Source organism: Halovibrio salipaludis, from assembly GCF_002286965.1.
Lineage (GTDB): Bacteria > Pseudomonadota > Gammaproteobacteria > Pseudomonadales > Oleiphilaceae > Halospina > Halospina salipaludis.
On record NZ_NSKD01000006.1, the window covers coordinates 122165 to 147551 of the forward strand.

Sequence of the window (25387 nt, forward strand, 5' to 3'; positions counted from 1 at the left end):
GAACTCCGCATGGTGGGTTCAGTACGCAGGATGTACCGACCAACTATAGCGCCCGTTCCCGAACGCGTCAGTGGGGAAAGAAGCCATCCAGCGCATCAAGCACCTCGGAAAGCCGGTTCACCCCGGTCACCTGCATGCCTTCGGGGGGGCGTTTCGGCACATTGGCCGAAGGCACCAGGGCCTTACCAAAACCGTGCTTGGCCGCCTCCAGAATCCGCTCCTGACCACTGGGCACGGGGCGGATCTCGCCGGAGAGGCCTACTTCGCCGAAGATGACCAGGTCCCTGGGCAGGGGCCGGTCCCGGAACGAGGAAATGATAGCGGAGAGCAGCGCCAGGTCAGCCGTGGTCTCGGCCACCTTGACGCCACCGACCACATTCACAAAGACATCCTGGTCGCCGCAGTGGAGGCCGCCATGGCGGTGCAGCACCGCCAGCAGCATGGCCAGCCGGTTCTGGTCCAGACCCACTGCCACGCGGCGGGGGTAGCCCCCCTGGCTGTCGTCCACCAGGGCCTGGATCTCCACCAGCAGCGGTCGTGTGCCTTCCCAGACCACCATCACCACACTGCCGGGGGCCGCCTCCGACCCCCGGTTCAGGAAAATGGCGCTGGGATTGCGCACCTCGCGCAGCCCCTGCTCCAGCATGGCGAAAACGCCCAGCTCGTTCACGGCACCGAAGCGGTTCTTGATGCCGCGCAGGGTGCGGTAACGGCTGTCGCTGTCGCCCTCCAGCATCAGTGAAGCATCGATCATGTGCTCCAGGACCTTGGGGCCCGCCAGTCCACCGTCCTTGGTCACGTGCCCCACCAGGAAGAGCACCACGCCGCTCTGCTTGGCAAAACGGGTCAGCGTGGCCGCGCTCTCGCGCACCTGGGAAACGGAACCGGGCGCGGACTCCACATCCGCAACGTGCATCACCTGGATGCTGTCGACCACCATGATCGTCGGCTTTTCTTCGCCGGCCACCTCCAGCATGCGTTCCACACCGGTTTCCGACAGCATGCGCACGCCGCTGGCACTCAGCTCCAGACGCTTGGCACGCAGTGCCACCTGCTGCAGGGACTCCTCGCCGGTGACGTAGAGAACGGACTGGGAGCGGGCCAGTTCGCACAGTACCTGGAGCAGGAGTGTGCTCTTGCCGGCCCCGGGATGACCGCCCAGAAGCACGGCGGAACCGGCTACAAGTCCGCCACCGAGCACGCGGTCGAACTCGGTGATACCGGTTGGAATGCGCGGCTCCTCGGTGAGATCGATGTCGTCCAGGGACTGGATCGCGGCACGCTGGCCGGTATAGCCGGCAAATCGGCTCTCACGTGCCTCCCCGGCAGTATCGCCCCCGAGGCGGACTTCCGAGAGGGTGTTCCAGGCACCGCAGGCGCCACACTGGCCCTGCCATTTGCTGTATTCGGCGCCGCAGTCACCGCAGACGTAGGCGGTACGGGCCTTGCTGCGCTTACTCATCCCTGCCGCCTCCGTGGCATTCAGCGGGCGCTGAACTCATGCACAGCGTCAACCATAACCTTCGCCTTGTCCGGATCCACATCCAGGTGCACACCATGCCCCAGGTTGAACACATGACCGGAACCGGTGCCGTATTCACCCAGGATCCGCTCCACCTCGCTGCGGATCACATCATCGGGCGCGTACAGTGTGGACGGATCCAGGTTGCCCTGCAGAGCCACCCGATCGCCCACGCGCTGCCGGGCTTCGCCGATGTGGGTCGTCCAGTCCAGCCCCAGGCAGTCCGCGCCACAGCCGGCCATGGTCTCGAGCCACTGGCCGCCATTCTTGGTGAAGACGATCACGGGCACCTGACGACCATCGTTTTCACGGATCAGGCCATCGATGATGCGCTGCATGTAATCCAGCGAGAACGCCCGGTACGCCTGGGGGCTGAGCGCCCCGCCCCAGGTGTCAAAGATCTGCACCACCTGGGCCCCGGCCCGGATCTGGGCGTTGAGATAGTCGGTCACCGCGTCCGCCAGCTTACCCAGCAAACCGTGGAGGACCTCCGGGCTTTCCATCATCAAGCGCTTGATTCCGCGGAAATCCTTGCTGGAGCCGCCTTCCACCATATAGGTGGCCAGCGTCCAGGGGCTGCCGGCAAAACCGATCAGCGGAACGCGGCCGTTGAGCTCGCGGCGGATCGTGGATACCGCGTTCATCACGTAACCCAGGTCGCGCTCCGCATCCAGCTCTGGCAGTGCCGCCACATCCTCGGCCGTAGTAACGGTCTTACGGAAGCGCGGGCCCTCGCCGGTGACAAAGTGCAGGCCCAGATCCATGGCATCCGGGATGGTAAGAATGTCTGAGAAAAGGATAGCCGCGTCCAGGTCGAAGCGTTCCAGCGGCTGGAGGGTGACCTCACAGGCCAGGCTGTCGTCCTGGCACAGGGCCATGAAACTGCCCGCCTGTTCCCGCACCCGGCGGTATTCGGGCAGGTAACGCCCAGCCTGGCGCATCATCCAGACCGGGGTGGCATCCACAGGCTCGCCGGCGATGGCGCGTAACAGCCTGTCGTTTTGGAGTGGGGTCATTAAATATCCAGATAGTCCATGATGCCGTCGGCGGCCTTGCGCCCCTCGGCCACGGCCGTAACGACCAGGTCCGAGCCGCGTACCATGTCGCCGCCGGCAAAGATTTTGGGGTTTGACGTCTGGTACGGGTACTGGCTTGTTTCCGGAGCCATAACCCGGCCACCGTCGTCGGTTTCCACGTTCTGGTCATCAAACCAGTCCGAGGGGCTGGGCCGGAAGCCGAACGCCACCAGCACGGCGTCCGCGGGAATCACTTCCTCGCTGCCCGGCACCGCCTCGGGGCGGCGGCGGCCGTTCTCATCCGGATCACCCAGCTGGGTCTGCACCACCTTCACACCTTCCACCCGGTCTTCGCCGATAATGGCGATGGGCTGGCGGTTGAACTTGAACTGCACACCCTCTTCCTTCGCGTTGTAGACCTCCTTGCGCGACCCCGGCATATTGGCCTCGTCACGCCGATAGGCACAGGTGACGCTGGCGGCCTGCTGGCGGATCGCGGTGCGGTTGCAGTCCATGGCGGTATCGCCACCCCCGAGCACGACCACGCGCTGGCCCTTCATGTTGATGAAGCGCCCGTCTTCACTGTCGAAGCCGAGGCGGCGGTTCACGTTGGAAACCAGGTACGGCAGGGCTTCATAGACCCCCGGCAGTTCCTCGCCCGGAAAACCGCCCTTCATGTAGGTGTAGGTGCCCATGCCCATGAAGACGGCGTCGTACTCTTTGAGCATGTCCTCAATGGCCACGTCCGTGCCCACATCCACTCCCAGGCGGAACTCGATCCCCATGCCCTCGAACACTTCCCGGCGCGTACGCATCACGTGCTTTTCCAGCTTGAACTCGGGGATGCCGAAGGTCAGGAGACCACCGATCTCAGGGTAGCGGTCATAGACCACCGGCTTCACACCATTGCGCGCCAGCACGTCCGCACAGGACAGGCCAGCGGGCCCGGCGCCGATCACCGCTACCCGGTAGTCCGTCCACTCGACCTTTGACAGGTCCGGGCGCCAGCCCAGGGCGAAGGCGGTGTCCGTGATGTATTTCTCCACGGACCCGATGGTCACGGCCCCGAAGCCGTCATTGAGTGTACAGGCCCCTTCGCAGAGCCGGTCCTGGGGGCAGACCCGGCCACAGACCTCGGGCAGTGAGTTGGTCTGGTGACACAGTTCGGCCGCCTTGAGGATATTGCCCTCGGAGACCAGCTGCAGCCAGTTCGGGATATAGTTGTGAACCGGGCACTTCCACTCGCAGTACGGGTTGCCGCAGTGAAGGCAACGGTGGGACTGGGAAGCCGCCTCCTGCTTGCGGAACGGTTTGTAGATCTCACCGAATTCCTCGCGGCGGGTGGTCACCGCTACCTTCTCCGGGTCGCAGCGCCCGACCTCAATGAACTGGAAGTTGTTGTTCAGTCGTTCAGCCATGAATCGTCCTCAACTCAGAATTCCTGAAAACCGGATGCGTGCCCGCCGTTACTCGGGCCGGGCACGGGTGCTTTCGAGCAGCCCCTTGAGACTGGCGGCCTTGGGCTTGACCAGCCAGAAGGCGCCGATGTACTCGTCCAGGTTTTCAAGGATATGCTGGCCCCAGGCACTTCCCGTGGCCTCGACGTGTTCGCGGATCACACCCCGCAGATGGTTCCGGTACGGCTCCATGTGCTCGCTGGAGATGCGATGGATCTCCACCAGTTCGTGGTTGTACTTGTCCACAAAGGTCCGGCTTTCATCAAGCACATAGGCGAAGCCACCGGTCATGCCAGCACCGAAGTTCTGGCCGGTTTCGCCCAGGACTGTGATCAGGCCACCGGTCATGTACTCGCAGCAGTGATCCCCGGCGCCCTCGACCACCGCGTGGGTGCCCGAGTTGCGCACGCCGAAACGCTCCCCGGCCATGCCGGCCGCGAACAGCCAGCCACCGGTGGCGCCGTAGAGGCAGGTATTGCCGATGATGGCCGTCTTCTGGGTCTCGAAACGGCTGGTCGCCGGCTGCCGGATGCGGATGCTGCCGCCGGTCATGCCCTTGCCCACGTAGTCGTTGGCATCCCCTTCCAGATTCAGGTGCAGACCGCCCGGGTTCCATACACCGAAGCTCTGACCGGCCGAACCGGTGAGATTGACGGTAATGGGCGCATCCGTCATGCCCTGACTGCCGTGCACAGCCGCGATCTCACCCGCCACGCGCGCGGCGATCGAACGATCACAGTTGGTGATGCGGTACTCGAAGGTGCCACCCCGCTTCTCCTGGATGGTCGGCAGCATGTCAGCCACCATGCGTTCCGCCATCTCGCCCGGATCGAAGGGCGTGTTCTTCTCGACCATGCAGTGCTGGGGTTTGTCCGCCGGGATGTGACTGTTGTCCAGGATCCGTGTGAGATCCAGGTTGCGCTGGCGCGGGGTCTCCCCGGGCAGCAGCTCCAGCAGGTCCGTACGGCCCACCAGCTCCTCAAGGGTGCGCACACCGAGCAGAGCCATCCATTCCCGGGTTTCCTGGGCGATGAACCGGAACAGGTTCATGACCATGTCCACCGTGCCCTGGAAGTGCTCAGAGCGCAGGCGCTCGTCCTGGGTCGCGACGCCGGTGGCACAGTTGTTGAGGTGGCAGATCCGGAGGTACTTGCAGCCAACTGCCACCATGGGCAGTGTACCGAAACCGAAGCTCTCCGCCCCCAGAATGGCGCCCTTGACCACGTCCAGGCCGGTCTTGAGACCGCCGTCGGTCTGCAGGCGCACCTTGTCTCGCAGGTCGTTCGCCCGCAGGGCCTGCTGGGCTTCACTCAGCCCCAGTTCCCAGGGGGATCCGGCATAGTGGATGGAGGTCAGCGGGCTGGCCGCCGTGCCACCGTCATAGCCGGCTATGGTGATCAGGTCCGCGTAGGCCTTGGCCACACCCGCAGCCACTGTGCCCACGCCGGGCTCGGACACGAGCTTCACCGAGACCAGTGCCTTCGGATTGACCTGCTTGAGGTCGAAGATCAGCTGCGCCAGATCCTCGATGGAGTAGATGTCGTGGTGCGGGGGCGGCGAGATCAGGGTTACGCCGGGAACGGCGAAGCGCAGGCGTGCGATCAGCTCGTTCACCTTGCCGCCCGGCAGCTGCCCACCCTCGCCGGGCTTTGCGCCCTGGGCGACCTTGATCTGCATCACGTCCGCTTCGCGCAGGTATTCGGCCGTCACCCCGAAGCGCCCGGAGGCCACCTGCTTGATCTTGGAGCGCTTCTCCGTGCCGTAGCGGGCCGGGTCTTCCCCGCCCTCACCCGAGTTGGAGCGCCCTCCCAAGCGGTTCATGGCCACGGCCAGGGCTTCGTGCGCCTCCGGCGACAGCGCGCCCAGGGACATGGCGGCCGTGTCGAACCGGGTATAGAGATTGTCCGCCGGCTCCACTTCGTCCAGCGACACCGGCTGGATGTCCTTGCGGAACACCATCAGGTCGCGCAACGTCGCGACCGGCCGGTTATTCACCAGCCCGGCATACTCCTGGTAACGCCCGTAATCGCCGGTGGTGACCGCTTCCTGAATGGTACGGATCACGTCCGGATTGTAGGCGTGGTACTCCTGGCCATGCATGTACTTGAGGAAACCACCCGGCGGGATCGGCTTGCGCGACTTCCAGGCCAGATCGGAAAGCACCTCCTGATCCTGCTGGAAGTCGTAGAAGGTGGCCCCCTGGATGCGGCTGGTGACGCCGGTAAAGCACAGGTTCACCACCTCGTCGGAAAGGCCTACAGCCTCGAACAGCTGCGCGCCACGGTAGGAAACAATAGTGGAGATCCCCATCTTGGAGAGGATCTTCATCAGCCCCTTGTTGATGCCGCGGCGGTAGTTGTTCTTGGCATCGATGGGGTCCATCATCAGCTCGCCGCTGCTGACCAGATCGTTGAGCACCTGGTACGCCAGATACGGATAAACCGCGGTGGCACCGAAGCCGAACAGCACGGCGAAATGGTGCGAATCCCGCGCCCAGCCGGTTTCAACAATCAGGTTGGCGTCACTGCGCAGCCCTGAGGCCACCAGGTGGTGATGTACGGCACCCGTGGCCATCATGGCGTTGACCGGCAGCTCGCCCTTCTGGACTCCCTTGTCACTCAGTATCAGCAGCACCTTACCGTTGCGCACGGCCTCAGCCGCCTCCTCGCGCACAGCCTCCAGTGCCTTCTTCAGCCCCAGTTCCGGGCGGTAGCTCAGCCGTATGCGCTGGACCTCGAACCCGGGCCGGTCGTTCTCTTCAAGCCGGGCGAATTTCGCGGGTGACAGCACGGGCGTGGAGAGGATAATCCGGTTGGCATGCTCCGGCGTCTCCTCGAACACGTTGCGTTCGGCGCCGATGCAGGTCTCCAGGGACATGACGATGGACTCGCGCAGCGGGTCGATCGCCGGATTGGTCACCTGGGCGAACTGCTGGCGGAAATAGTCGGCAATATGACGCACCCGGCTGGAGAGCACCGCCATGGGCGTATCATCCCCCATGGAACCCACCGCCTCCTGGCCACTTTCACCCAGCGGGCGCAGGACCTGGTCACGCTCCTCAAAGGAGACCATGAACATCTTCTGGTAGACCTTGAGATCATCCTCTTCCATGAGCTCAAAGGACTGACCACTCTCGTGGAGCAGAGTCGACTCCACCCTGAGGGCGTTCTCGCGCAGCCACTGCTTGTAGGGGCGTGCGTTCCTGAGACGTTCGTTGACGTCCTCGGTTCTCAGCAGTTCACCGGCCTCGGTATCAATGGCCAGCAGCTGGCCGGGCCCGATCCGGCCCTTGGCGACCACGGAAGCGGGGTCATAGTCCCAGACACCGATTTCCGAGGCCACGGTGATCAGACCATCATCGGTCTCCACCCAGCGTGAGGGGCGCAGACCGTTACGGTCGAGCATGCAGACGGCGTAGCGGCCATCCGCCATGACCATACCCGCCGGACCGTCCCAGGGCTCCATGTGCATGGAGTTGTATTCGTAAAAGGCGCGCAGGCCGGCGTCCATGCTGTCCACGTTCTGCCAAGCCGGCGGCACCATCATGCGCAGCGCCCGGAAGATATCCATGCCCCCGGCCAGCAGCAGCTCCAGCATGTTGTCCATGGCGGAGGAGTCCGAACCGGTACGGTTGACCAGCGGCTGCAGCTCTTCCAGATCCGGCAGGTTCGGGCTGCTGAACTTGGAGCCCCGTGCAACCGCCCAGTTGCGGTTGCCTTCGATGGTGTTGATCTCCCCGTTGTGCGCCAGCAGGCGGAATGGCTGGGCCAGGGGCCATCGGGGCGCGGTGTTGGTGGAGAAACGCTGGTGGAAGACACACACCGCGGTGGCCATGTCCGGATCGCCCAGATCCGGATAGAAGGTCGGCAGGTCCACCGGCATCATCAGGCCCTTGTAAGACAGCGTGCGGTTGGAGAGACTGCAGACGTAGAATTCCGGGTCGTCCTCAAGGTCAATCTCGGCACGGCGGCGACCAACGAAAAGCGCCACACCCAGCCGATCCGGGTCCACGGAGCCCGAGGTCACAAAGACCTGCTCAATGCCGGGCAGCGCATCCAGTGCCATCTGGCCCAGGCATTCCGTGTTGGTCGGCACGGTACGCCAGCCGACGACAGTCAGCCCCTCGCCCGCCAGCCGCTCTTCGACCACGGAGCGTGCCCGGGCGGCACGCTCCGGATCACGGCTCAGAAAGATCTGACCCACACCATAGTCGGCCCCCAGATCCGCCCCTAGATCCTGCTTCGCCACCTTGCGCAGGAAGGCATCCGGGAGGTTCAGCAGCAGACCGCATCCATCCCCTGTCTTCCCGTCGGCGGCGATGCCGCCACGGTGGGTCATGCAGGTCAGCGCGTCTATGGCCGTATTCAGGAGCCTGTGGCTGGCCTCACCCTGTTTGTGGGCGATCAGGCCAAACCCGCAGTTGTCCCTGTATTCACCGGGCTGGTACAAACCTGTCATCATAGCAGTCTCTCTTGGAGATTTTCTTCTAATTCAAAGGCTTAAATAATACCTCAAGGCATCTTTAAGCCCTCGGTTTTCACAAAAGGGCTGCGTAGTCTACACGCGCGCAAAAATCCGCTCAAATCATTGAGTACGGAACAGGATATCAGGGCAGGTTTTTATAGCTTTTGAGCCTAAAGGTCGTCGTAGGCCCGCGGCCAGGGGTCCATGGCCCGGACCCGCTCCGGCAGGGCATCAATGGCCTCGCGGGCCGCCCCCCGATCCGGATAGGTGCCGTACACCACAATGAACCATGGCTCCCCCTGATGCCGCGTCCGGGTATAGACCGCATCGCCCACATCATACTCTTCCATGAATTCTAGGGCAGTGGATTCGTTGAAACTACCCAGAAGTTGAAGGGTAAAGGCGCCCCTGGCCTGTTCCCGATACCACTGTGCCTCGCGGAAACGGTCGGGGTTACGGGGATTGAAGCCGTCCCCGCCGTCTTCCTTCCCTGTTTCAGCCACAGTCTCCGCATTGGGCGGCTCCTTATCAGGCTCCGACTCGGGCTCAGGTACTGTCTCCATGACGGGTGACACATCCAGAGCCGGCCCTGCATCACGCCTTATACGGCCTTCCTTAACCCCCTCCGGCTGCCCGGCCTTTTCCGTTTCCGCAATGACCTCGCGGGCGCGCTCGACTTCATCAAACTCGGCTTCCGTGGCCATTTCCGTCTCTGGCACAGGTTCCGGGTCTTCCCCGCTGCCGCCGTACTGCAGCGATACCAGGATGACACTGACGCCCAGCGCGAGAAGCGCGACACCGGCCCAGAGGCGCCACGGAAACCGGCGTAATCCGGCACCCGGAGACCGCTTCGGGGCCGCATGGCGGGATTCGCGCTCCGGGGCCGCCCGGCCACTGAGAATCCCGGGCGCTACGGCCCGGATGGCGCGGAGGTTACCGCCGCTCTGCTGCTGGATCCGGCGGACGACGCTGTCGGTAAGCAGCGGTGTGGCATCCTCTCCCACATGATCGAAACTGGCATGGATGAAGTGGCGGACGTCCTCTTCCTTCAGGGGCGGAAGAACCGCTTCATGGACAATGGCGCTGCGGGCCGGATCGGTCAGGGGGGTGCGGCGGGTCAGGTCTTCCGTCCCCGCGAGCACAGGGACAGCGGCCTGCCCTGTATCACTTCCGGCAAAGCCATCAACCAGAGCCTCGAGGACGTCATCGCCCAGGGCGTCCGCATCATCCAGCACCAGGACCCAGCGCCGATCCCGCTCCGCCTGACCGACACTCCACTGGAAGAAGGCCCTCGCCGCTTCCGTCGGCGCCATGCCCACCAGCGCCTGACCACTGAGGCGCGAGAGCATGCCGGGCAGCGATGAGGCATCGGAGAGGCTTTCCGCCCGCAGACGCTGGACGGAAAGAAGGTGGGCGGCATTACGGGCAAGCTCGGCCAGAAGACGGCTCTTGCCGGCACCCTGCTCACCGGTGACCAAAAGCACCATATCCCCGAACGCAACCAGATGTCCCAGGGTATCCAGCTGGTGCTGGCGCTGCGCCCCGGTGAAGAAGAAGCCCGGGCTTTCGGCGAAGGGGTCCGCCGCGCCCTGACCCACCTGCTCACTCATGGTTCAGTCCAGTGGATGACAGAAGTGGTTGAGGGTGGCCTCGAAGGCCTCGGGGTCGAAGTCCTCGGTCACGAAAGCATCACCAAGCGCCCGGAGCAGGACCAGCCTTACCCGGCCACTGACGTTTTTCTTGTCCACCTGCATCAGGGCCCGGAAGTGCACCGGCGACATTCCCTCCGGCGGGTTCACGGGCAGCCGCGCACGGATCAGGAGTTGGCGCACGCGCACCGAGTCGTTGTAGTTCAGATAGCCCAGGCGCTCGGAAAGGTCCGTGGCCATCATCATGCCGGCGGCTACCGCCTCACCGTGCAGCCAGTCGCTGTAGCCGGTGTGCGTCTCGATGGCATGACCGAAGGTGTGCCCCAGATTGAGCAGGGCCCGCACACCGGCTTCGCGTTCGTCCTCGGCCACAATGGCGGCCTTGCACTCACAGGAGCGGCGGATGGCTTCCTTGAGTGGCTCGGGCTGCATGGCCATCAGGTGATCCATGTGCTCCTCAAGCCAGGAAAGGAAGTGTTCATCCCGGATGAGACCGTACTTGATGACCTCGGCCATGCCAGCAGCCATCTCCGTGGGCGGCAGCGACCCCAGCGTCAGCGGATCGGCCACCACAATGCGTGGCTGATGGAAGGCGCCGATCATGTTCTTGCCCTGGGGATGGTTGATGCCGGTCTTGCCACCAACGGAAGCATCCACCTGGGCCAGCAGCGTGGTCGGGATCTGGATGAAGTCCACACCCCGTTGCCAGGTGGCGGCCGCAAAGCCGGTGATATCCCCGATCACACCACCGCCGAGCGCCACCAGGGTGGTCCGGCGCGTGTGCTGTTTGTCGATCAGCACATCAAAGATCCGGTTGAGCGTTTCCCAGGTCTTGTAGCGTTCGCCATCGGGCAGGATCACCTCATCCACCCGGCTTCCCGGAAAACTGGCGCGGGCCTGCTCGAGATAGAGCGGCGCGACCGTCTCATTCGAGACGATCAGCACCTGCTCACCCGCCACCCAGGGGCTGAGATCCATGCTCCCGAGGCTGCCTTCCTCGATCACGATGGGGTAGCGGCGCTCTCCCAGTTCAACGTTCAGATGATCCTGTTTCGGTTGCATGCACATGTCCTTCCGATTCATCGAGAACCCGCGAGAGGTGGCGCACCAGGTGACGGGGACCACGCTGGCTGCTTTCGACGGTCAGGTCCGCAATCTCCTGATAGAGCGGATCCCGCTCCTCGAACAGCCGTTCCAGCACCGCCCGCGGGTCAGGGTTCTGCAGCAGTGGCCGGTTGCGGTCCATGCGCGTGCGCTCGTACTGGAGATCCGGCGTGACACGCAGATAGATCACATAGCCGTCGGTCATCCGCTGCCGGTTCTCCGGCCGCAAAACGGCACCGCCGCCTGTTGCCAGCACAATACCAGATTCACCGAGAAGCTCATCAATCACCCGGCTTTCCCGGTCCCGGAACCCGGCTTCCCCCTCCATATCAAAGATCCAGGGGATATCCGCGCCGGTGCGCGCCTCCAGTTCCCGGTCGGTATCCAGGAAACGGTAGCCGAGTGCGCGGGCGAGCTGACGGCCCACGGTGCTCTTGCCCGCCCCCATGGGTCCAACGAGGATGATTCTTTCCGGCAGCGCCATAGCAGAGGATCCGAGCACCCGCTCTCCAGTTCAGTGCCTGAGACTACCACAAAAGAAAAGCCACCCGCAGGTGGCTTTTCCGTGATCCGGAGGTGTTTCTCCGATCAGTCAAGCACGTTGCTCTCCATGATCTGTGGTGTCACAAAGATCAGCAGTTCGCTGCGTTCATCGATCTTCTCGGTCTGGCGGAACAGCCTCCCAAGGTATGGGATATCCCCGAGGAACGGTGTCTTCAGGATGTTGGTCGCAACCTCGGACTGGAAAATACCACCAAGCACCACGGTCTCGCCGTCACCCACCAGCACCTGAGTCTGCACCGAGTTGGTGTCGATGCTGGGAACCCCGGCAGTGACCTGCCCGCGGGAATCCTGATTCACCTCCAGATCCATGATGATGTTGTCATCAGGTGTGATCTGGGGCGTCACGTTCAGCGACAGAGCCGCCTCCTTGAAGGAAACATTGGTGGCCCCTGAGGATGTCGCCTCCTGGTACGGGATCTCCTCGCCCGATTTGATGTTGGCTTCCTGGCGATCTGCCGTCACCACCTTGGGCTGGGACACAATCTCGGCCTGGCCATCAGACTCGAGCGCACTGAGCTCCAGGTCCAGCAGGAAACCATCACGAGTAAAACCAATGGCAGCAGAACTCGCGCTGCTGCTGGTGATGCCAAAATCAACGTTCATGTCGGAAGGGAAGTCAGCAATGCTGCCGGTGTTACCGCCGAGGCTGCCACGCCCACCGCCAACGGCATACTCACCATCTCCAGCTTCACCGTTACCGCTGACCCCCCAGGCAACCCCGAGTTCACTCGACACATCAGTATTCGCCCGGACAATCCGCGCCTCAATCAGCACCTGGCGCACCGGGCGATCCCAGGTCTCCACCAGGTCGCGGATTTCCTTCAGCTTGGGCGCTGTCTCCCGCACACTGATGGTATTGGTCCGGTCATCGGAGGAGATGAACCCGCGGTCCGAGATCAGTTCGTCATCCTCACGCAGCAGGGAGACGATGTCGCCGGCCTTGGCATAGTTCACCTGGATGGTCTCCAGACGCACCGGCCGGAGCTCTTCCATCTGGCGCTGGGTCTCGAGCTCCTGGCGCTCGTATTCCGCGATCTCCTGGGCCGGAGCAACCAGCAGGACATTCCCCATGCGGCGCTTGTCGAGCCCTTTCGTCTGGAGAATGATATCCAGCGCCTGGTCCCAGGGCACGTTCTCAAGCCGCAGCGTGATCGACCCCGTTACCGTATCCGACGCCACCAGGTTGAGGCCCGTGAAGTCAGCAATCAGCTGCAGCACGGAGCGGACCTCGATGTCCTGGAAGTTCAGGGACAGCTTCTCGCCGTCATAGGGGAAGCGCTCTTCCTGGCGCTGCTCGGCCTCCTGCTCGGTCAGCTTCTCCACGCTGAGGGTGAAGCGGTCATCCGTCTGATAGGCCGCGTAGTCATAGGTGCCGGAAGCGGTCACCTCCACCAGCGTGCGCCCATCCTCGGTGAAGGTATCTATGCGGTCCACGGGCGTTCCGAAATCGGTCACATCAAGACGGCGACGCAGACGCTCCGGCAGATCCACGCGCCCGAGATCCAGCCGGATCCTGCCGGCCTGCTCATCCATGTCCACGGAAACCCTGGAACTGGACAGGTCCAGCACGACCTCGCCCTTGTCATCCGAGGTGCGGTTGAAGTCCACACCTTCCAGCGAGGCATCCGACGCCGGCGCCATCGGAGCCCCTGCTACCGCCTGGGTACTGCTCCCGGTGGTGCCACCGTTGCCGCTGCCACTGTCATCGCCTGAGTCAGAGGGGGTGCTGGCAGTCCTTCCTGCATCCGCACCCACTGTCACAACCATGCGGTTGCCATCACGCTGCACCTCATGGGGCACCAGGCGTGTAAGGTTGAGCACCAGTCGGGTCCGGCCCTGCGCCTCAACAACCGTCATGCTCTGTGCATTGCCATCGCCGAGATCGTGATAGCGCTGCTCGAGGTCGCTGCTGACATCGGCCAGATCCAGCGTGATACGTGCCGGATCCTGGATGGTGTAGCCGGAGGCCTCCGGCGGCTCCCCGTCAAAGCCCAGAACGATCTCGGTTCGATCGCCTGACAGCGAAGAAAAGTCCACATTCTCCAGTGTCAGGGCTCCGGCTCCCGCGGACGTGAGCGCCAGCGCACCAATCACCAGCAGTTTCTCGATTTGTTTCAGCATTGCGTGCCTCAGGCGGTTTTTCTGGTTCCGTGTTGTGATCTGCATGACAGCACCCCGGCTCAGTCTTGTTCCAGCGACAGGGTCCGGGGCCGCTTGACCCAACCGCCGCTGCCGTCACCGACAATTTCCCGCAGCTGGATGCGCGTTTCGGTTACCCGCTGCACGCGCCCATGGTTCTGCCCCATATAGTCACCGACTGCGACCCGGTGTATGCCCCCTTCGGGATCCTGGACCAGGGCGTAGAGCTGCCCTTCCTCGGACCGCTGCAGAGACCCCACCATTGCCAGATCACTCATTTCAAAGCGCTCCAGCGGCTCGGTCGGCCGATTCTCATCCGGCTTGATCTCGGATTCCGGCTCATCATCATCGTCGTCCTCATCCTCCAGAACCACTTCAGCCGGCGGCTCAAAGGGGGACCGGCGATCGGAGGCCGAATAGGTGAACGCCTCGTAAGCCTTGAACTCCGGCAGGGGCTCTACTTTCCCCTGGGGTTCGTTACGGGCTTTCTTCATGAATTCGTCCAGATCCTGATAGCCCTGATCCCGCGAGCAGGCCACGAGCACCAGACTCAGGCCCGCGATCACCAGATATCGGGCGACTGCGGTTACTCTCATTGTTCGCCTCCTGCCCGGTACCGGTACGTCTTGGCCACCATCTGCATGCGCAGCTCGTCATTGCCGTCAGAGCGGCTGATCGAGAAGTCATGCAGGGTCACGATCCGCGGAAGCCCGGCGACGCTGCTCACGAATGTTGCCAGTTCGTGATAGGTACCCCGTACCCGGATGTTGATCGGCAGCTCCACGTAGAAGTCCTGCTCAACCTCGTCCTGGAGGGCGAACTCCTGCAGATCCAGACCGCTGCCCAGTGCGGTGTTCGTGATGTCCTCCAGAAGCCCGGGCACCTCGGTATCGCTGGGAAGCTGACGCACCAGGGCGCCGAAGGTCTCCTCCATTTCCACCATCTGCTGGCGGTAACGGTCCAGGTTTGCCACGCGATAGGCCTTGCGCTCGTATTCCTGGCGCAGCTCCTGCTCCTGCTCGGCGGCGCGCTCCACCTCGGTGTACAGGTCCTTCACAAAGAACCAGTAGCCACCGCCGAGAACGAAACCGAAAACCAGGAGCAGGAACACAACCTTGACCGGCATCGGCCAGATGCCGGCATTGTTGAAGTCCAGCTCGCTGACATCAAAATTCTTTATGTTGTCGAACGTTTCCTGCCAGTTCACTGTTCCTGCTCCGATTCCGCTTCGTCTTCATCCGGCACCACCTGCTGAACGCTCAGGTTGAACCGGCTGTAACCGGACCGCTGTTCATCCGCGGCGGAGACATTCGTCAGGTTGGGCTCGGCAAACCAGTCCGAGCGCTCGAAGTTGCGCATCAGACTCGAGATCCGGCTGTTGGACTCGGCCATGCCAACGATGGAGACCTGGTCGCCACTCTTTTCCAGCTGAGTGTAGAACAGACCGTCCGGAAGCGTCTGAACCATCTCATCGAAGGCTCGCACGATCACCGGGCGCTGCCCCTGGAGATCCTGGATCACCTGCATGCGCGACAGCAGCTCCTCGCGGCGCTCCTTGAGGTCCTCGATCTCGGCGATCTGCTCCTCGAGGTCCTTCATGGCATTCTCAATGTAGCTGTTGCGGGATTCCTGATGATCGATCAGGCCCTGCACATGGCTCTGCCACAGGAACACCAGGCCGGCGCCGACAATCAGGGCACCGGCAAGCATGACCAGAAACTGGCGCTGTTTCTCGGCGCGGAGTTCTTCACGCCAGGGTCTGAGGTTGATACGGGCCATCAGTCAAAACTCCTCATCGCCAGGCCGCAGGCGATCATCAAGGAGGGGGCATCATTGCTCAGCCCCGCGGCATGCACCTTGGATCCCACCGCCATGTCGGCGAAGGGATTCGCCACCAGCGTAGCGGTTCCAGTCTTTTCTTCCACCTGCTCGGAAAGACCCGCTATGGATGCGGTGCCGCCCGCGAGCAGAACATAGTCAACAGTATTGTACTGGCTGGAGCCGAAGAAGAACTGCAGGGCCCGGGCCACCTGCTGGACCACCGCCTCCTTGAAAGGCTCGAGCACTTCGCTCTCGTAATCGTCCGGAAGACCGCCCTGCTTCTTGGCCAGACCGGCCTCCTCCTGGCTGAGCCCATAACGCCGCTGGATCTCCTCGGTCAGCTGCTTGCCGCCAAAGAGCTGTTCCCGGGTGTAGATGGTCTCGCCGTCCACCAGCACACTCAGCGTCATCATCGTGGCACCGATGTCCACCAGCGCCACCACCTGCTCCTCGGCGTCCCGCTCGAGCTGGGATTCGAGCATGCCGAAGGCGCGTTCCAGCGCGTAGGCCTCGACGTCCACCACCTTGGTGCTCAGCCCCCCGATCTGAAGGGCCTCCTCGCGCACATCGACGTTCTCCTTCCGGCAAGCCGCCAGAAGGACGTCGACCTGGTCCGGATTGATCTCGGACGGCCCCTGGACCTCGAAATCAATGGCCACCTCGTCCAATGGATAGGGGATGTACTGATCCGCCTCGTTGGCGATCTCATCCTCCATCTCGAAGTCGTTGAGTCCCGCCGGCATCTGGATGGTCTTGGTGATCACCGCGGATCCGGAAACGGCCACGGCCGCATGCTTAAGGCCAGTGCGCGCCCTGCCCACCACCTTGCGGACCACATCACCCACCGCTTCCACATCGTTGATGCTCTTCTCGACCACCGAATTCGGTGGCAGGGGTTCAACCGCGTAGCTCTCAACGCGGTATCGATCACCCTGTTTTGACAGTTCCAGCAGCTTGACGGAGCTTGAGCTGATATCGACCCCGAGCATGCTGTTCGCTTTCTTTCCAAGCAGTCCGAACACGTGCTCACCCCAGTATTCTGTATGGATCGCAACGGTTGCCGGTTTCAGGGACTCCGCTTTCGGGATATCCTTGCAGACCCCTTACCGCTTCCGGTGCCTCCTGAAGCAATTTATGAAATGATAGACGCATAGTCCAAAATTGTCAGAGAAAATGTCCCGCACACTCCGTTACATCCGTATTCTCAGCTGGCTCTTTCTTGCCGGTGGCGCTGGTGCCGCCATGGTACTGGCCGCCTTCTACCTGTACCTCCAGCCTGGCCTGCCGTCGGTGGACCAGCTGCGGGACGTGAACTTCCAGACACCCCTGAAAGTGTATACACGTGACAGCAAACTGATAGCCGAATTCGGCGAAATGAGAAGAACGCCACGGGATCTGGAGGCTGTGCCAGCGCACCAGGTCCAGGCATTCCTGGCCGCCGAGGACAGCCGCTTCCATGAGCACCATGGCGTTGATCTGCGGGGACTTATCCGCGCCGCCTGGGAGCTTGCCCTCACCGGCTCGATCCAGTCCGGCGGCAGCACCATCACCATGCAGGTTGCAAAAAATTTCTTTCTGTCACGAGATCAAACGTTTCTGCGCAAGTTCAACGAGATCCTGCTGGCCCTGCAGATCGAACGCGAGCTTTCCAAGGACGAGATTCTGGAGCTCTATCTGAACAAGATCTACCTTGGGAACCGCTCCTACGGCATTGAAGCGGCGGCGCAGGTCTACTACGGCAAACCCGTGACCGATCTCAACCTCGCCGAAATGGCCATGATCGCCGGGCTGCCCAAGGCGCCATCCACCGCGAACCCCCTGGCCGACCCGGAGCGGGCCCTTGCACGGCGGGACTGGATCCTCTCGCGCATGGCCTCACTGGGTTACATCAGCGGCGATGAATACCGCCAGGCAACCAGCAAAGGCGTCAACGCCCGCTACCATGGCCCCGAGCTCGCCCTGAACGCGCCCTATGTGGCCGAAATGGCCCGCCAGCAAGCCCTGCGCCAGTTCGGCCAGCAGATCTACAGTGAAGGCTTCGAGATCCACACCAGCGTGCACAGCGAAAAGCAGGAGGCCGCCACCCGCGCACTCCGCCAGGGCCTAGAAGCCTATGACCGCCGGCACGGCTATCGCGGCCCAATCGACCAGTGGGCGCCGGAAATGCTCAATGACCGTGACGCACTGAGCAAGCGCCTGGAGGACCTGCCCCGGGTGAACGATCTGGTCCCCGCCGCCATCGTGGCACTGGACGACAACACCGCCACCGCCGTGACAGCCCTGCACGACAGGATCACCATCCCGATGCGCCACATGCGCTGGGCACGGGAGTACATCAATGAGAACCGCACCGGGCCGGAACCGGAGTCACCACAGGATGTGGTCGCCAAAGGGGATGTCGTCTATGTCCGGATTCCCGTGCAGGATGTCCTTGGCCCCGAGCGGGAGCGGGATACACTGACCGCCGAGTTGATGCAGATCCCCGAGATACAGGGGGCCATCGTATCCATGTCTCCTGACAACGGGCGCATTGAGGCACTGAGCGGCGGCTACAGCTTCAGCATGAGCTCCTACAACCGGGCCACGCAGGCCTACCGGCAGCCCGGCTCCGCCTTCAAGCCCCTGATCTTCCTTGCGGCCCTGGAGCATGGCGCCACGGCTGCCACCACCATCAATGACGCCCCCATCGTCTTTGATGACGAGGACCTGGAAACCGCCTGGCGCCCGGAAAACGTCGGTGGCCAGTTCCGGGGGCCGACCACCCTGCGCCAGGCGCTGTACCAGAGCCGTAACCTGGTCGCCATCCGGCTGCTGCGCCAGACCGGTATCCGGCGCACATTGAACTACATCGACAGCCTTGGACTGGATACCAGCCGGTTGCCGGATGATCTGTCACTGGCGCTGGGCAGCGGCCCCATGACCCCGATGGAAATGACGCGCGCCTACGCCATGATCGCCAATGGCGGCTACGAAGTGACCCCCTGGGTGATTGAACGCATCGTGGGCCCAGAGGGCAAAGTACGCCGCGAAGCGCCGGAAACCCACCGGTGTAACGACTGCAGCGAGGACCAAGCGGTTCTGGATGCGGCCCTCCCCGACCTCAACAGGAATAACGGTAACAATGGGAATACCGATCCAATCCGGCCTGTTCACACCATGGAACGGGTTGCCGATGAAGAAGCGATCTACATCCTCCAGTCCATGATGCGTGACGTGATCCAGAGAGGCACCGGCCGCGCTGCCCGTTCACTCGGGCGTGAGGATCTGGCGGGCAAGACAGGGACGACGAACGACCAGCTCGACACCTGGTTCATGGGCTTCAATACGGGTATCGCGACCGGCACCTGGGTGGGTTTTGATCAGCCCCGTTCGCTGGGCCGGCGCGAGTTCGGCAGCGTGACGGCGCTGCCCATATGGAAGGACTATATGGAAGTGGCGCTTCGGGGCATGCCCGGGAAACTCATGGAGCGTCCTGCCGGCATCGTCTCACGCCGCATTGACCCGGATACCGGCGAGACCGCCACTACGGACAACCCCGACGCCAGGTTCGAGATCTTCCGGTCACGCTACGCGCCGGAGGCGGCATCCTCCGGTGAGCCGGGAAGCCGGGATGACAGCGAAGGCGGAGAGGACGGAGAATCCACCCCGGCACAGCAGCTGTTCTGACCCAGCCTGTGCTCCAGCGGAGCCGACCCTCACAGAAACAGAAAAGCCCCGGCCATCACTGACCGGGGCTTTTCATCCTTGCCCTCATGCGGGCATCAGAAGCTCAGATGATGTCTTCCATGGACTTGAGCGGGTAATGATCCGGATACTTTTTGCCGGCCACGCCGCTGTCCACCGCAGCCCTGGCCACTGCTGCCGGAACAAACTCCAGCAGGCGCGGATCCATCGGCTTGGGAATGATGTATTCCCGGCCGAACTGGAATCCACCCACGCCGTACGCCTGGGCGATGCTGGATGGAACGGATTCCTTGGCCAGCTCGCGGATAGCGTGAACCGCCGCGACCTTCATCTCCTCATTGATCTCACTGGCACGAACATCCAGTGCGCCACGGAAGATGAACGGGAAACCCAGCACATTGTTCACCTGGTTCGGGTAATCGGAACGGCCTGTCGCCATGATGATGTCATCACGGGTCTCCAGCGCCAGCTCCGGCTTGATTTCCGGGTCCGGGTTGGAACAGGCGAACACGATCGGGTTCGGTGCCATGGACTTGAGCATCTCAGGCGTCAGCAGGTCCGGTCCCGAGAGACCAACGAATACGTCGGCCCCTTCCAGGGCGTCCGCCGGAGTGCGGCGATCAGTCTCAACCGCAAACATGGCTTTGTACTGGTTGAGATCCTCACGACCGGAGTGCACCACACCCTTGCTGTCGAGCAGCATGATGTTCTCCGGGCGGGCCCCACAGCTGATCAGGATCTTCATGCAGGCAACGGCCGCCGCGCCGGCGCCCATGCAGACAATGCGCGCCTCTTCCAGCGTCTTGCCCTGGAGCTCCAGCGCGTTGAGCATGCCGGCAGCGGTCACAATGGCCGTACCGTGCTGGTCATCGTGGAAGATCGGCACGTTGCACTGGTCAATCAGCGCGCGCTCAATCTCGAAGCATTCCGGCGCCTTGATGTCCTCAAGGTTGATACCGCCGAAAGTATCCGCAATACGCGCCACCGTCTCGATGAACGCCTGCGGGCTCTCGGAGTTTACCTCGATGTCGAACACATCAATGCCGGCGAACCGCTTGAACAGCACCCCCTTACCTTCCATGACCGGCTTGCTCGGCAGCGCGCCGAGGTTGCCCAGGCCAAGAATGGCACTGCCATCGGAGATGACGGCCACCAGGTTGCCCTTGGTGGTGTAGAGGTAGGCGTTCTCGTGATCCTTCGCAATCTCACGCACCGGCTCCGCCACGCCCGGGCTGTACGCCAGGGACAGGTCCCGCGAGGTCTGGGTCGGTTTGGTGATTTCCACGCTGATCTTGCCGGGACGCGGCTTGGCGTGGTAATCGAGCGCTGCTTGCTTCATATCTTCAGACATTGCCAATCTTCCGTTTCTGGATGGAGAGAAGTCCTGTCGAGTCAGCTGTTGCCGCCACCGATCTTGCCGCGGAAACGACGGTTGAACTTGTCGATACGGCCGCCGGTATCCATGACTTTCTGCTTACCGGTATAGAAGGGGTGACAGGCGGAGCAGACATCAACATGGATGTCCTTGCCCACAGTGGAACGGGTGTGAATGACGTTGCCGCAGCTGCACGTCGCCTTCATTTCCTTGTATTCAGGCTGGATATCGTGATTCATGGTTGACCTCTCTAGCAGGCAATGCCGCCACCCGGGCCATCCGCCGGGCACCGCATTTGAAACATTTGGGATTCCGGTGCAGACTCTCGGCCGGCACCTCGGCCACTGTGTAAGCGGCGCATCATAGCAGATTCAGCACCCAGCGCAAGGAGACCCCGTTGGCGACATCGGCACGCATTGCCCTCCCCCGTGCGGTCCGTCAGCTGTTCGACTACCGTATTCCCGAGGGCATGACGCTGACCCCCGGCCAGCGCGTGCGCGTGCCACTGGGAAAGCAGCATACGCTGGGCCTGGTCATGGAACTGGACCCGCCGGACCCACCGGACATGACGCTCAAACCGGTAGAGACCGCCCTGGAGGACTGGCCGGTGCTGCCGGATGACACCCGCGAGCTTCTGCTCTGGGCCGCCCGATACTACCAGCATCCGCCGGGAGAGTGCGTGTTTGCGGCACTGCCCCCGGCCCTCCGCCGGGGCGCACCGGCCAGCCTGCCCAGACCCACCGTCTGGCTGGCTACTGATGCGGATATCTCGAGCCTGCCAGCCCAGGCCCGACGCCAGCGTGAACTGCTGGACTGGCTCAACCAGCACCCGGGCCAGCCGCTGACCTCCATCAAGGCGGCCGGCTTCACCCGGGAAGTACTGAAGAACCTCGAGAAACGCGGTCTTGCCGAGGAACGCACTGCCAGCGGGGAAGCCTGCACCTGGCCGGATGCTCCCTCCATCGAACTCAACGGGGATCAGGCCACGGTACTGGACAACCTGAACGCGCCCGGGGAGGGCTTTGCCAGCCACCTGGTCTTCGGTATCACCGGCAGTGGCAAGACCGAACTCTACATTGAGTTCATCAAGCAACGTATCGCCGCCGCGCGGGATCCGGACCGGGCCCAGGTGCTGGTCCTGGTGCCCGAGATCAGCCTGACTCCGCAGACACTGGCCCGGTTCGAGACCCATTTCGGCGCCCGTATCGCCGTCTGGCACTCGGCGCTCAACGCCAGCGAGCGCCTGTCCACCTGGACGCGCGTGCGCGAGGGCGAGCCGCTGATCCTGATCGGCACCCGCTCGGCCGTTCTTCTGCCCTACGCCAGCCTGGTCACCATTGTGGTCGACGAGGAGCACGACGGCTCCTACAAGCAGATGGAAGGCTTCCGCTACTCCGCCCGGGATCTGGCCATCTACCGGGCCTGGCAGAGCGGATGCCCGGTCATCCTGGGCTCCGCCACACCGTCGCTGGAGTCCTGGCACAACGCGCGAAAACAACGCTACCACCTGCACCGCCTTGAACGCCGTGCGGGCAACGCCACACTGCCCCGCACCGACCTGGTGGATGTACGCAGCCGCCCGCTCAGCGGAGGGCTCTCACCTCCGCTACTGGAAGCCATCGACCAGACCCTGGAAGCCGGCGACCAGGCGCTGCTGTTCATCAACCGCCGGGGATTCTCCCCCGTGGTGATGTGCTTCGAGTGCGGAGCTCCCATTGAATGCCCGCATTGCGATGCCCGACTCACCTACCACCGCTACGACAACTGCCTGCGCTGTCATCACTGCGGGCACCAGCAGGCTGTGCCCCGAACCTGTCCGGAATGTGGCAAGGAAGGGTTGAACGCGGTGGGACAGGGAACGGAAAAGACCGAATCCGTGCTTGCGGAACGCTTCCCGGAAACCCCCGTCATCCGTATCGATCGCGATAGCACCCGGCGTCGTGGACGACTGGACGAACTGCTGGCGCCGGTCCGCAGGGGCGATCCCTGCATCCTGGTGGGTACCCAGATGCTGGCCAAGGGCCATGACTTTCCCGGCGTGACCCTGGCGGGCATCCTGGATGCGGACGGCGGCCTGTTCAGCAGCGACTTCCGGGGCCCCGAACACCTTGCCCAGCTGGTCATCCAGGTCTCGGGGCGTGCCGGACGTGGTGAACGCGGCGGCCGCGTGCTCATCCAGACCTGCCAGTCGGGCCACCCCCTGCTCACCCAGCTCTGCACCGGGGACTACCCCAGCGTCGCGGACACCCTTCTCAAGGAACGGGAGCAGGCAGGCCTGCCGCCGGCAAGCTTCATGACGGCCCTGCGGGCGGAAGCCCCGACCATGGCGGACAGCCTGGCCCTGCTGGACGATCTTGCCCGCCGCGCCGAAGCCAGCCCGGCGCCGGTCGCCGTGCTCGGCCCCTTCCCGGCGATCATCGCCCGCAAGGCCAACCGACACCGGGCCCAGATCCTGTTCCAGAGCCAGGACCGTCCGGCCCTGCACCGCCTGACCAACCAGCTCTGCCGTTACCTGGAACAGAACCGGCCTTCCGGCGGCGTGCGCTGGGCCGTGGACGTTGACCCACAGAGCCTGGACTAGCCCCGGTCACTCGAGCAACAGCAGCTCCCGGATCCGCTCCCAGGGCACCGCCTTGAAGTTCTGGTTGCCCTGCGGCATGACCTTGCGCCCGTCCTGAACCACCAGCATCCCCTCGGGAAAGTCCGGGCCCAGGTTGGCACTGGTGGCAAACAGGCCATCTGTCTCGGAGGCCCCATCGATACCCGCCCCGGGGTTCATGCCGATACGGAAGGCTCCCAGCGGCTTGAAGGGCGGCGTGGCCTCATAGACGGCAAAGGAGTTGTTGTCCTGGGCCGAAGCAACCAGGTAGTCACGCTTATCTCCCCGGTAGATGTTCAGCCCTTCCACATCGGCAAACAGCACTTCGTTATCGATCGGGGCAACCATTTCCGTATCCGTGCCGTCGTCCGGGTTGGCACCGATCACGTGGATACCCTCGGCTTCCTCGCCGACAAAGAGACGTTCCCACTGGTCATCGGCGACACAGCCCTCGGGCTGGCTGGGGACACTGAAACGGCGCACGCGCTCGCCAGACCACTCATCGCCATCCACCGACAGCCGAAACTGGTCGAAGGTGCCGTCCTTGTCGTTGGCGAAGCCATACAGCGGACCGCCCTCGGGCTGGTAGAGACAGAAGCCGTAGATTTCGTTGAGATCCGTGGGAACCTCTGAAACCAGGGCGAGCTCCCGGGTATCGCGCTCGATGGCGTAGAGACTGATCGTGCCGGTCGTGCGGTTGGTGGCCGCCGCCACATCCACCTCCTGTCCGTTGAAGCTCGCCCCGTAGCGCACGTCCACGTTGTTGACCCGGCCATTCCCAATGAACTGGCGCTCGCGCCCATCAAGGTCGTACACATGGAGGCCGGCCCGCTTGTTCGTCCCGAGGATCAGGCTCTGTGCCGGTTCGCCCGGATGGACCCACACGGCGGGATCGTCCGCCGCGTCGCCGGGGCTGGGAACCACCTCGGTCTGCATACTGGCACGGACCTCCGGCAGCCGTTCGGGGCGCTCGGGCGCTTCCGCCGCCGGCAGCTGGAGGCGAGTATAACGCCCGGCCTCCTCATCAAACACCAGCAGATGCCGTTCACCGTTCGCATAGCCGAGGGTGACCGTTTCCGGGGCGGCATCCCCGGCAAGGGCCCGACGCCCTTGATACCGATGGCCAGAGGCCTCCCGGCGTATGCTGTGGACCGAGGGTTCGCCCCGTTCCAGGATAAAGAGTTCCACCCTGTCGCTCACCAGGTCACGGGGTCCCGAGCCGAGGTTGCCCCAGGGATTGGCCAGATCCACCGTCGACCTGCTGAGCGAGGTTTCCGGGGAGGCATCATAGGCATAGACCGTGGCGTCCTCTTCACTCACGTACAGGGTGCCGCTGGCCTGGTCCACGGCACAGTATTCACCGCCGGGCGGGGTTGGCAGCTCCCGGACCGGGCGCAGAGCGTATTGCCCATCGCTGCCGGTGACCAGCATCTGGTGGGCCCGGTAGTCCTCTCCCAGCATGAAGAGATAGAGGGCCTCATCGTGATCCCGGTACAGGCAGACATCCTCTACCCCGTAATCCGTAGCCCCGCCCTCAAGCAGCAGCTCAATCTCCCCGGCTTCCGTATCCAGCCCATACAGCACCGGTTTCCTGGCACTGCTGTCATAACTCGCGAACAGGGAGCCATCGGGCAGCGTATCCAGGTACTCCAATGGGCGGTCCCAGTGCGCCAGTGTGTTGCCATCCGCTGTCTGCAGCCGGGCCCCGCTGTTCTCACCCACACTCAGCAACACGGAGCCCCCCTGGTCGCCTTCGACCGCCAGTGCCCACTCGCCGGCGAGAGCCAGCGTGTCTTCATTCTCCACTGCCAACTGTTGATGCGCCAGCGCGTCGGCAGTGGCGTCATCACCATCAGCAGGCGACGTACATCCGGTAACAGCAAGCACGCTGAGCACGAGTGCACTGCGCGCGTATAGACCTTTACTCATGGATTGCCTCTTCTTCTCAGGATTATTCAACAGGAAAATCCCACGGGGAGGGCATCCCCGTGGG

17 protein-coding genes are annotated in these 25387 nt (G+C 63.3%); 2 read left to right on the top strand and 15 right to left on the bottom strand.

Features of this window, described 5'->3' with window-relative positions:
- Positions 1 to 67: 67 nt before the first annotated feature.
- From radA to CK501_RS12870, 12 genes are all read right to left on the bottom strand, one after another.
- Positions 68 to 1462 (bottom strand): DNA repair protein RadA, encoded by a 1395-nt coding sequence (gene radA / locus CK501_RS12815; RefSeq protein ID WP_095618137.1) that lies wholly within the window; start codon positions 1460 to 1462, stop codon positions 68 to 70.
- A 20-nt stretch (positions 1463 to 1482) separates the two neighbouring features.
- On the bottom strand, positions 1483 to 2538 hold the full coding sequence (hemE, locus tag CK501_RS12820) for a uroporphyrinogen decarboxylase (protein WP_095618138.1): 1056 nt from the start codon (positions 2536 to 2538) through the stop codon (positions 1483 to 1485).
- On the bottom strand, positions 2538 to 3956 hold the full coding sequence (locus CK501_RS12825) for an FAD-dependent oxidoreductase (RefSeq protein WP_095618139.1): 1419 nt from the start codon (positions 3954 to 3956) through the stop codon (positions 2538 to 2540). The genes hemE and CK501_RS12825 overlap by 1 nt, the downstream gene beginning before the upstream one ends.
- A gap of 48 nt (positions 3957 to 4004) precedes the next feature.
- On the bottom strand, positions 4005 to 8456 hold the full coding sequence (gene gltB / locus CK501_RS12830; protein WP_095618140.1) for a glutamate synthase large subunit: 4452 nt from the start codon (positions 8454 to 8456) through the stop codon (positions 4005 to 4007).
- 173 nt (positions 8457 to 8629) lie between these two features.
- Positions 8630 to 10069, bottom strand: a complete 1440-nt coding sequence (locus CK501_RS12835) for an SPOR domain-containing protein (protein WP_095618141.1) — start codon at positions 10067 to 10069, stop codon at positions 8630 to 8632.
- 3 nt (positions 10070 to 10072) lie between these two features.
- Positions 10073 to 11170 carry a 3-dehydroquinate synthase gene (gene aroB, locus CK501_RS12840; protein ID WP_095618142.1) on the bottom strand — a complete coding sequence of 366 codons (1098 nt, stop codon included), beginning with the start codon at positions 11168 to 11170 and terminating at the stop codon, positions 10073 to 10075.
- Positions 11139 to 11696 carry a shikimate kinase AroK gene (gene aroK / locus CK501_RS12845; protein ID WP_095618143.1) on the bottom strand — a complete coding sequence of 186 codons (558 nt, stop codon included), beginning with the start codon at positions 11694 to 11696 and terminating at the stop codon, positions 11139 to 11141. The genes aroB and aroK overlap by 32 nt, the downstream gene beginning before the upstream one ends.
- 104 nt (positions 11697 to 11800) lie before the next feature.
- Positions 11801 to 13897, bottom strand: coding sequence for a type IV pilus secretin PilQ family protein (pilQ, locus tag CK501_RS12850; RefSeq protein WP_095618144.1), 2097 nt, complete (start codon positions 13895 to 13897; stop codon positions 11801 to 11803).
- Positions 13898 to 13956: 59 nt separating this feature from the next.
- Positions 13957 to 14511 carry a pilus assembly protein PilP gene (locus CK501_RS12855; RefSeq protein ID WP_095618145.1) on the bottom strand — a complete coding sequence of 185 codons (555 nt, stop codon included), beginning with the start codon at positions 14509 to 14511 and terminating at the stop codon, positions 13957 to 13959.
- Positions 14508 to 15122 (bottom strand): type IV pilus inner membrane component PilO, encoded by a 615-nt coding sequence (locus tag CK501_RS12860; protein WP_095618146.1) that lies wholly within the window; start codon positions 15120 to 15122, stop codon positions 14508 to 14510. Before CK501_RS12860 ends, CK501_RS12855 begins: the two co-directional genes overlap by 4 nt.
- The gene (locus tag CK501_RS12865; RefSeq protein ID WP_095618147.1) at positions 15119 to 15694 is read right to left on the bottom strand and encodes a PilN domain-containing protein; all 576 of its coding nucleotides are present in this window, start codon (positions 15692 to 15694) and stop codon (positions 15119 to 15121) included. Before CK501_RS12865 ends, CK501_RS12860 begins: the two co-directional genes overlap by 4 nt.
- Positions 15694 to 16758 (bottom strand): pilus assembly protein PilM, encoded by a 1065-nt coding sequence (locus tag CK501_RS12870; RefSeq protein WP_095618148.1) that lies wholly within the window; start codon positions 16756 to 16758, stop codon positions 15694 to 15696. The genes CK501_RS12865 and CK501_RS12870 overlap by 1 nt, the downstream gene beginning before the upstream one ends.
- Before the next feature lie 151 nt (positions 16759 to 16909).
- Between CK501_RS12870 and CK501_RS12875 the strand changes: the two genes are divergently transcribed.
- Entirely contained in the window at positions 16910 to 19402 is a 2493-nt protein-coding gene (locus CK501_RS12875; RefSeq protein WP_095618149.1) for a penicillin-binding protein 1A, read from the top strand.
- Between the two features lie 103 nt (positions 19403 to 19505).
- Here the strand turns inward: CK501_RS12875 and CK501_RS12880 are convergent, their stop codons facing one another.
- Together CK501_RS12880 and rpmE are read right to left on the bottom strand one after the other, a co-directional pair.
- On the bottom strand, positions 19506 to 20771 hold the full coding sequence (locus CK501_RS12880; protein WP_095618150.1) for a malic enzyme-like NAD(P)-binding protein: 1266 nt from the start codon (positions 20769 to 20771) through the stop codon (positions 19506 to 19508).
- Between the two features lie 41 nt (positions 20772 to 20812).
- Positions 20813 to 21034, bottom strand: a complete 222-nt coding sequence (rpmE, locus tag CK501_RS12885) for a 50S ribosomal protein L31 (RefSeq protein WP_077529212.1) — start codon at positions 21032 to 21034, stop codon at positions 20813 to 20815.
- A gap of 158 nt (positions 21035 to 21192) precedes the next feature.
- Between rpmE and CK501_RS12890 the strand changes: the two genes are divergently transcribed.
- Complete coding sequence (locus tag CK501_RS12890; protein ID WP_095618151.1) at positions 21193 to 23376, top strand: primosomal protein N'; 2184 nt, start codon at positions 21193 to 21195, stop codon at positions 23374 to 23376.
- Positions 23377 to 23382: 6 nt separating this feature from the next.
- On the opposite strand, the gene CK501_RS12895 is transcribed toward CK501_RS12890, so the two are convergent.
- Positions 23383 to 25323: a phytase gene (locus CK501_RS12895; protein WP_095618152.1), complete on the bottom strand. Its 1941-nt coding sequence runs from the start codon at positions 25321 to 25323 to the stop codon at positions 23383 to 23385.
- Positions 25324 to 25387: the final 64 nt, after the last annotated feature.

Bases quoted from the DNA above. Each gene is read 5' to 3' on its own strand.
- radA (WP_095618137.1), bottom strand. From the start codon at position 1,462: ATGAGTAAGCGCAGCAAGGCCCGTACCGCCTACGTCTGCGGTGACTGC.
- hemE (WP_095618138.1), bottom strand. From the start codon at position 2,538: ATGACCCCACTCCAAAACGACAGGCTGTTACGCGCCATCGCCGGCGAG.
- CK501_RS12825 (WP_095618139.1), bottom strand. From the start codon at position 3,956: ATGGCTGAACGACTGAACAACAACTTCCAGTTCATTGAGGTCGGGCGC.
- gltB (WP_095618140.1), bottom strand. From the start codon at position 8,456: ATGATGACAGGTTTGTACCAGCCCGGTGAATACAGGGACAACTGCGGG.
- CK501_RS12835 (WP_095618141.1), bottom strand. From the start codon at position 10,069: ATGAGTGAGCAGGTGGGTCAGGGCGCGGCGGACCCCTTCGCCGAAAGC.
- aroB (WP_095618142.1), bottom strand. From the start codon at position 11,170: ATGCAACCGAAACAGGATCATCTGAACGTTGAACTGGGAGAGCGCCGC.
- aroK (WP_095618143.1), bottom strand. From the start codon at position 11,696: ATGGCGCTGCCGGAAAGAATCATCCTCGTTGGACCCATGGGGGCGGGC.
- pilQ (WP_095618144.1), bottom strand. From the start codon at position 13,897: ATGCTGAAACAAATCGAGAAACTGCTGGTGATTGGTGCGCTGGCGCTC.
- CK501_RS12855 (WP_095618145.1), bottom strand. From the start codon at position 14,511: ATGAGAGTAACCGCAGTCGCCCGATATCTGGTGATCGCGGGCCTGAGT.
- CK501_RS12865 (WP_095618147.1), bottom strand. From the start codon at position 15,694: ATGGCCCGTATCAACCTCAGACCCTGGCGTGAAGAACTCCGCGCCGAG.
- CK501_RS12875 (WP_095618149.1), top strand. From the start codon at position 16,910: ATGTCCCGCACACTCCGTTACATCCGTATTCTCAGCTGGCTCTTTCTT.
- CK501_RS12880 (WP_095618150.1), bottom strand. From the start codon at position 20,771: ATGTCTGAAGATATGAAGCAAGCAGCGCTCGATTACCACGCCAAGCCG.
- rpmE (WP_077529212.1), bottom strand. From the start codon at position 21,034: ATGAATCACGATATCCAGCCTGAATACAAGGAAATGAAGGCGACGTGC.
- CK501_RS12895 (WP_095618152.1), bottom strand. From the start codon at position 25,323: ATGAGTAAAGGTCTATACGCGCGCAGTGCACTCGTGCTCAGCGTGCTT.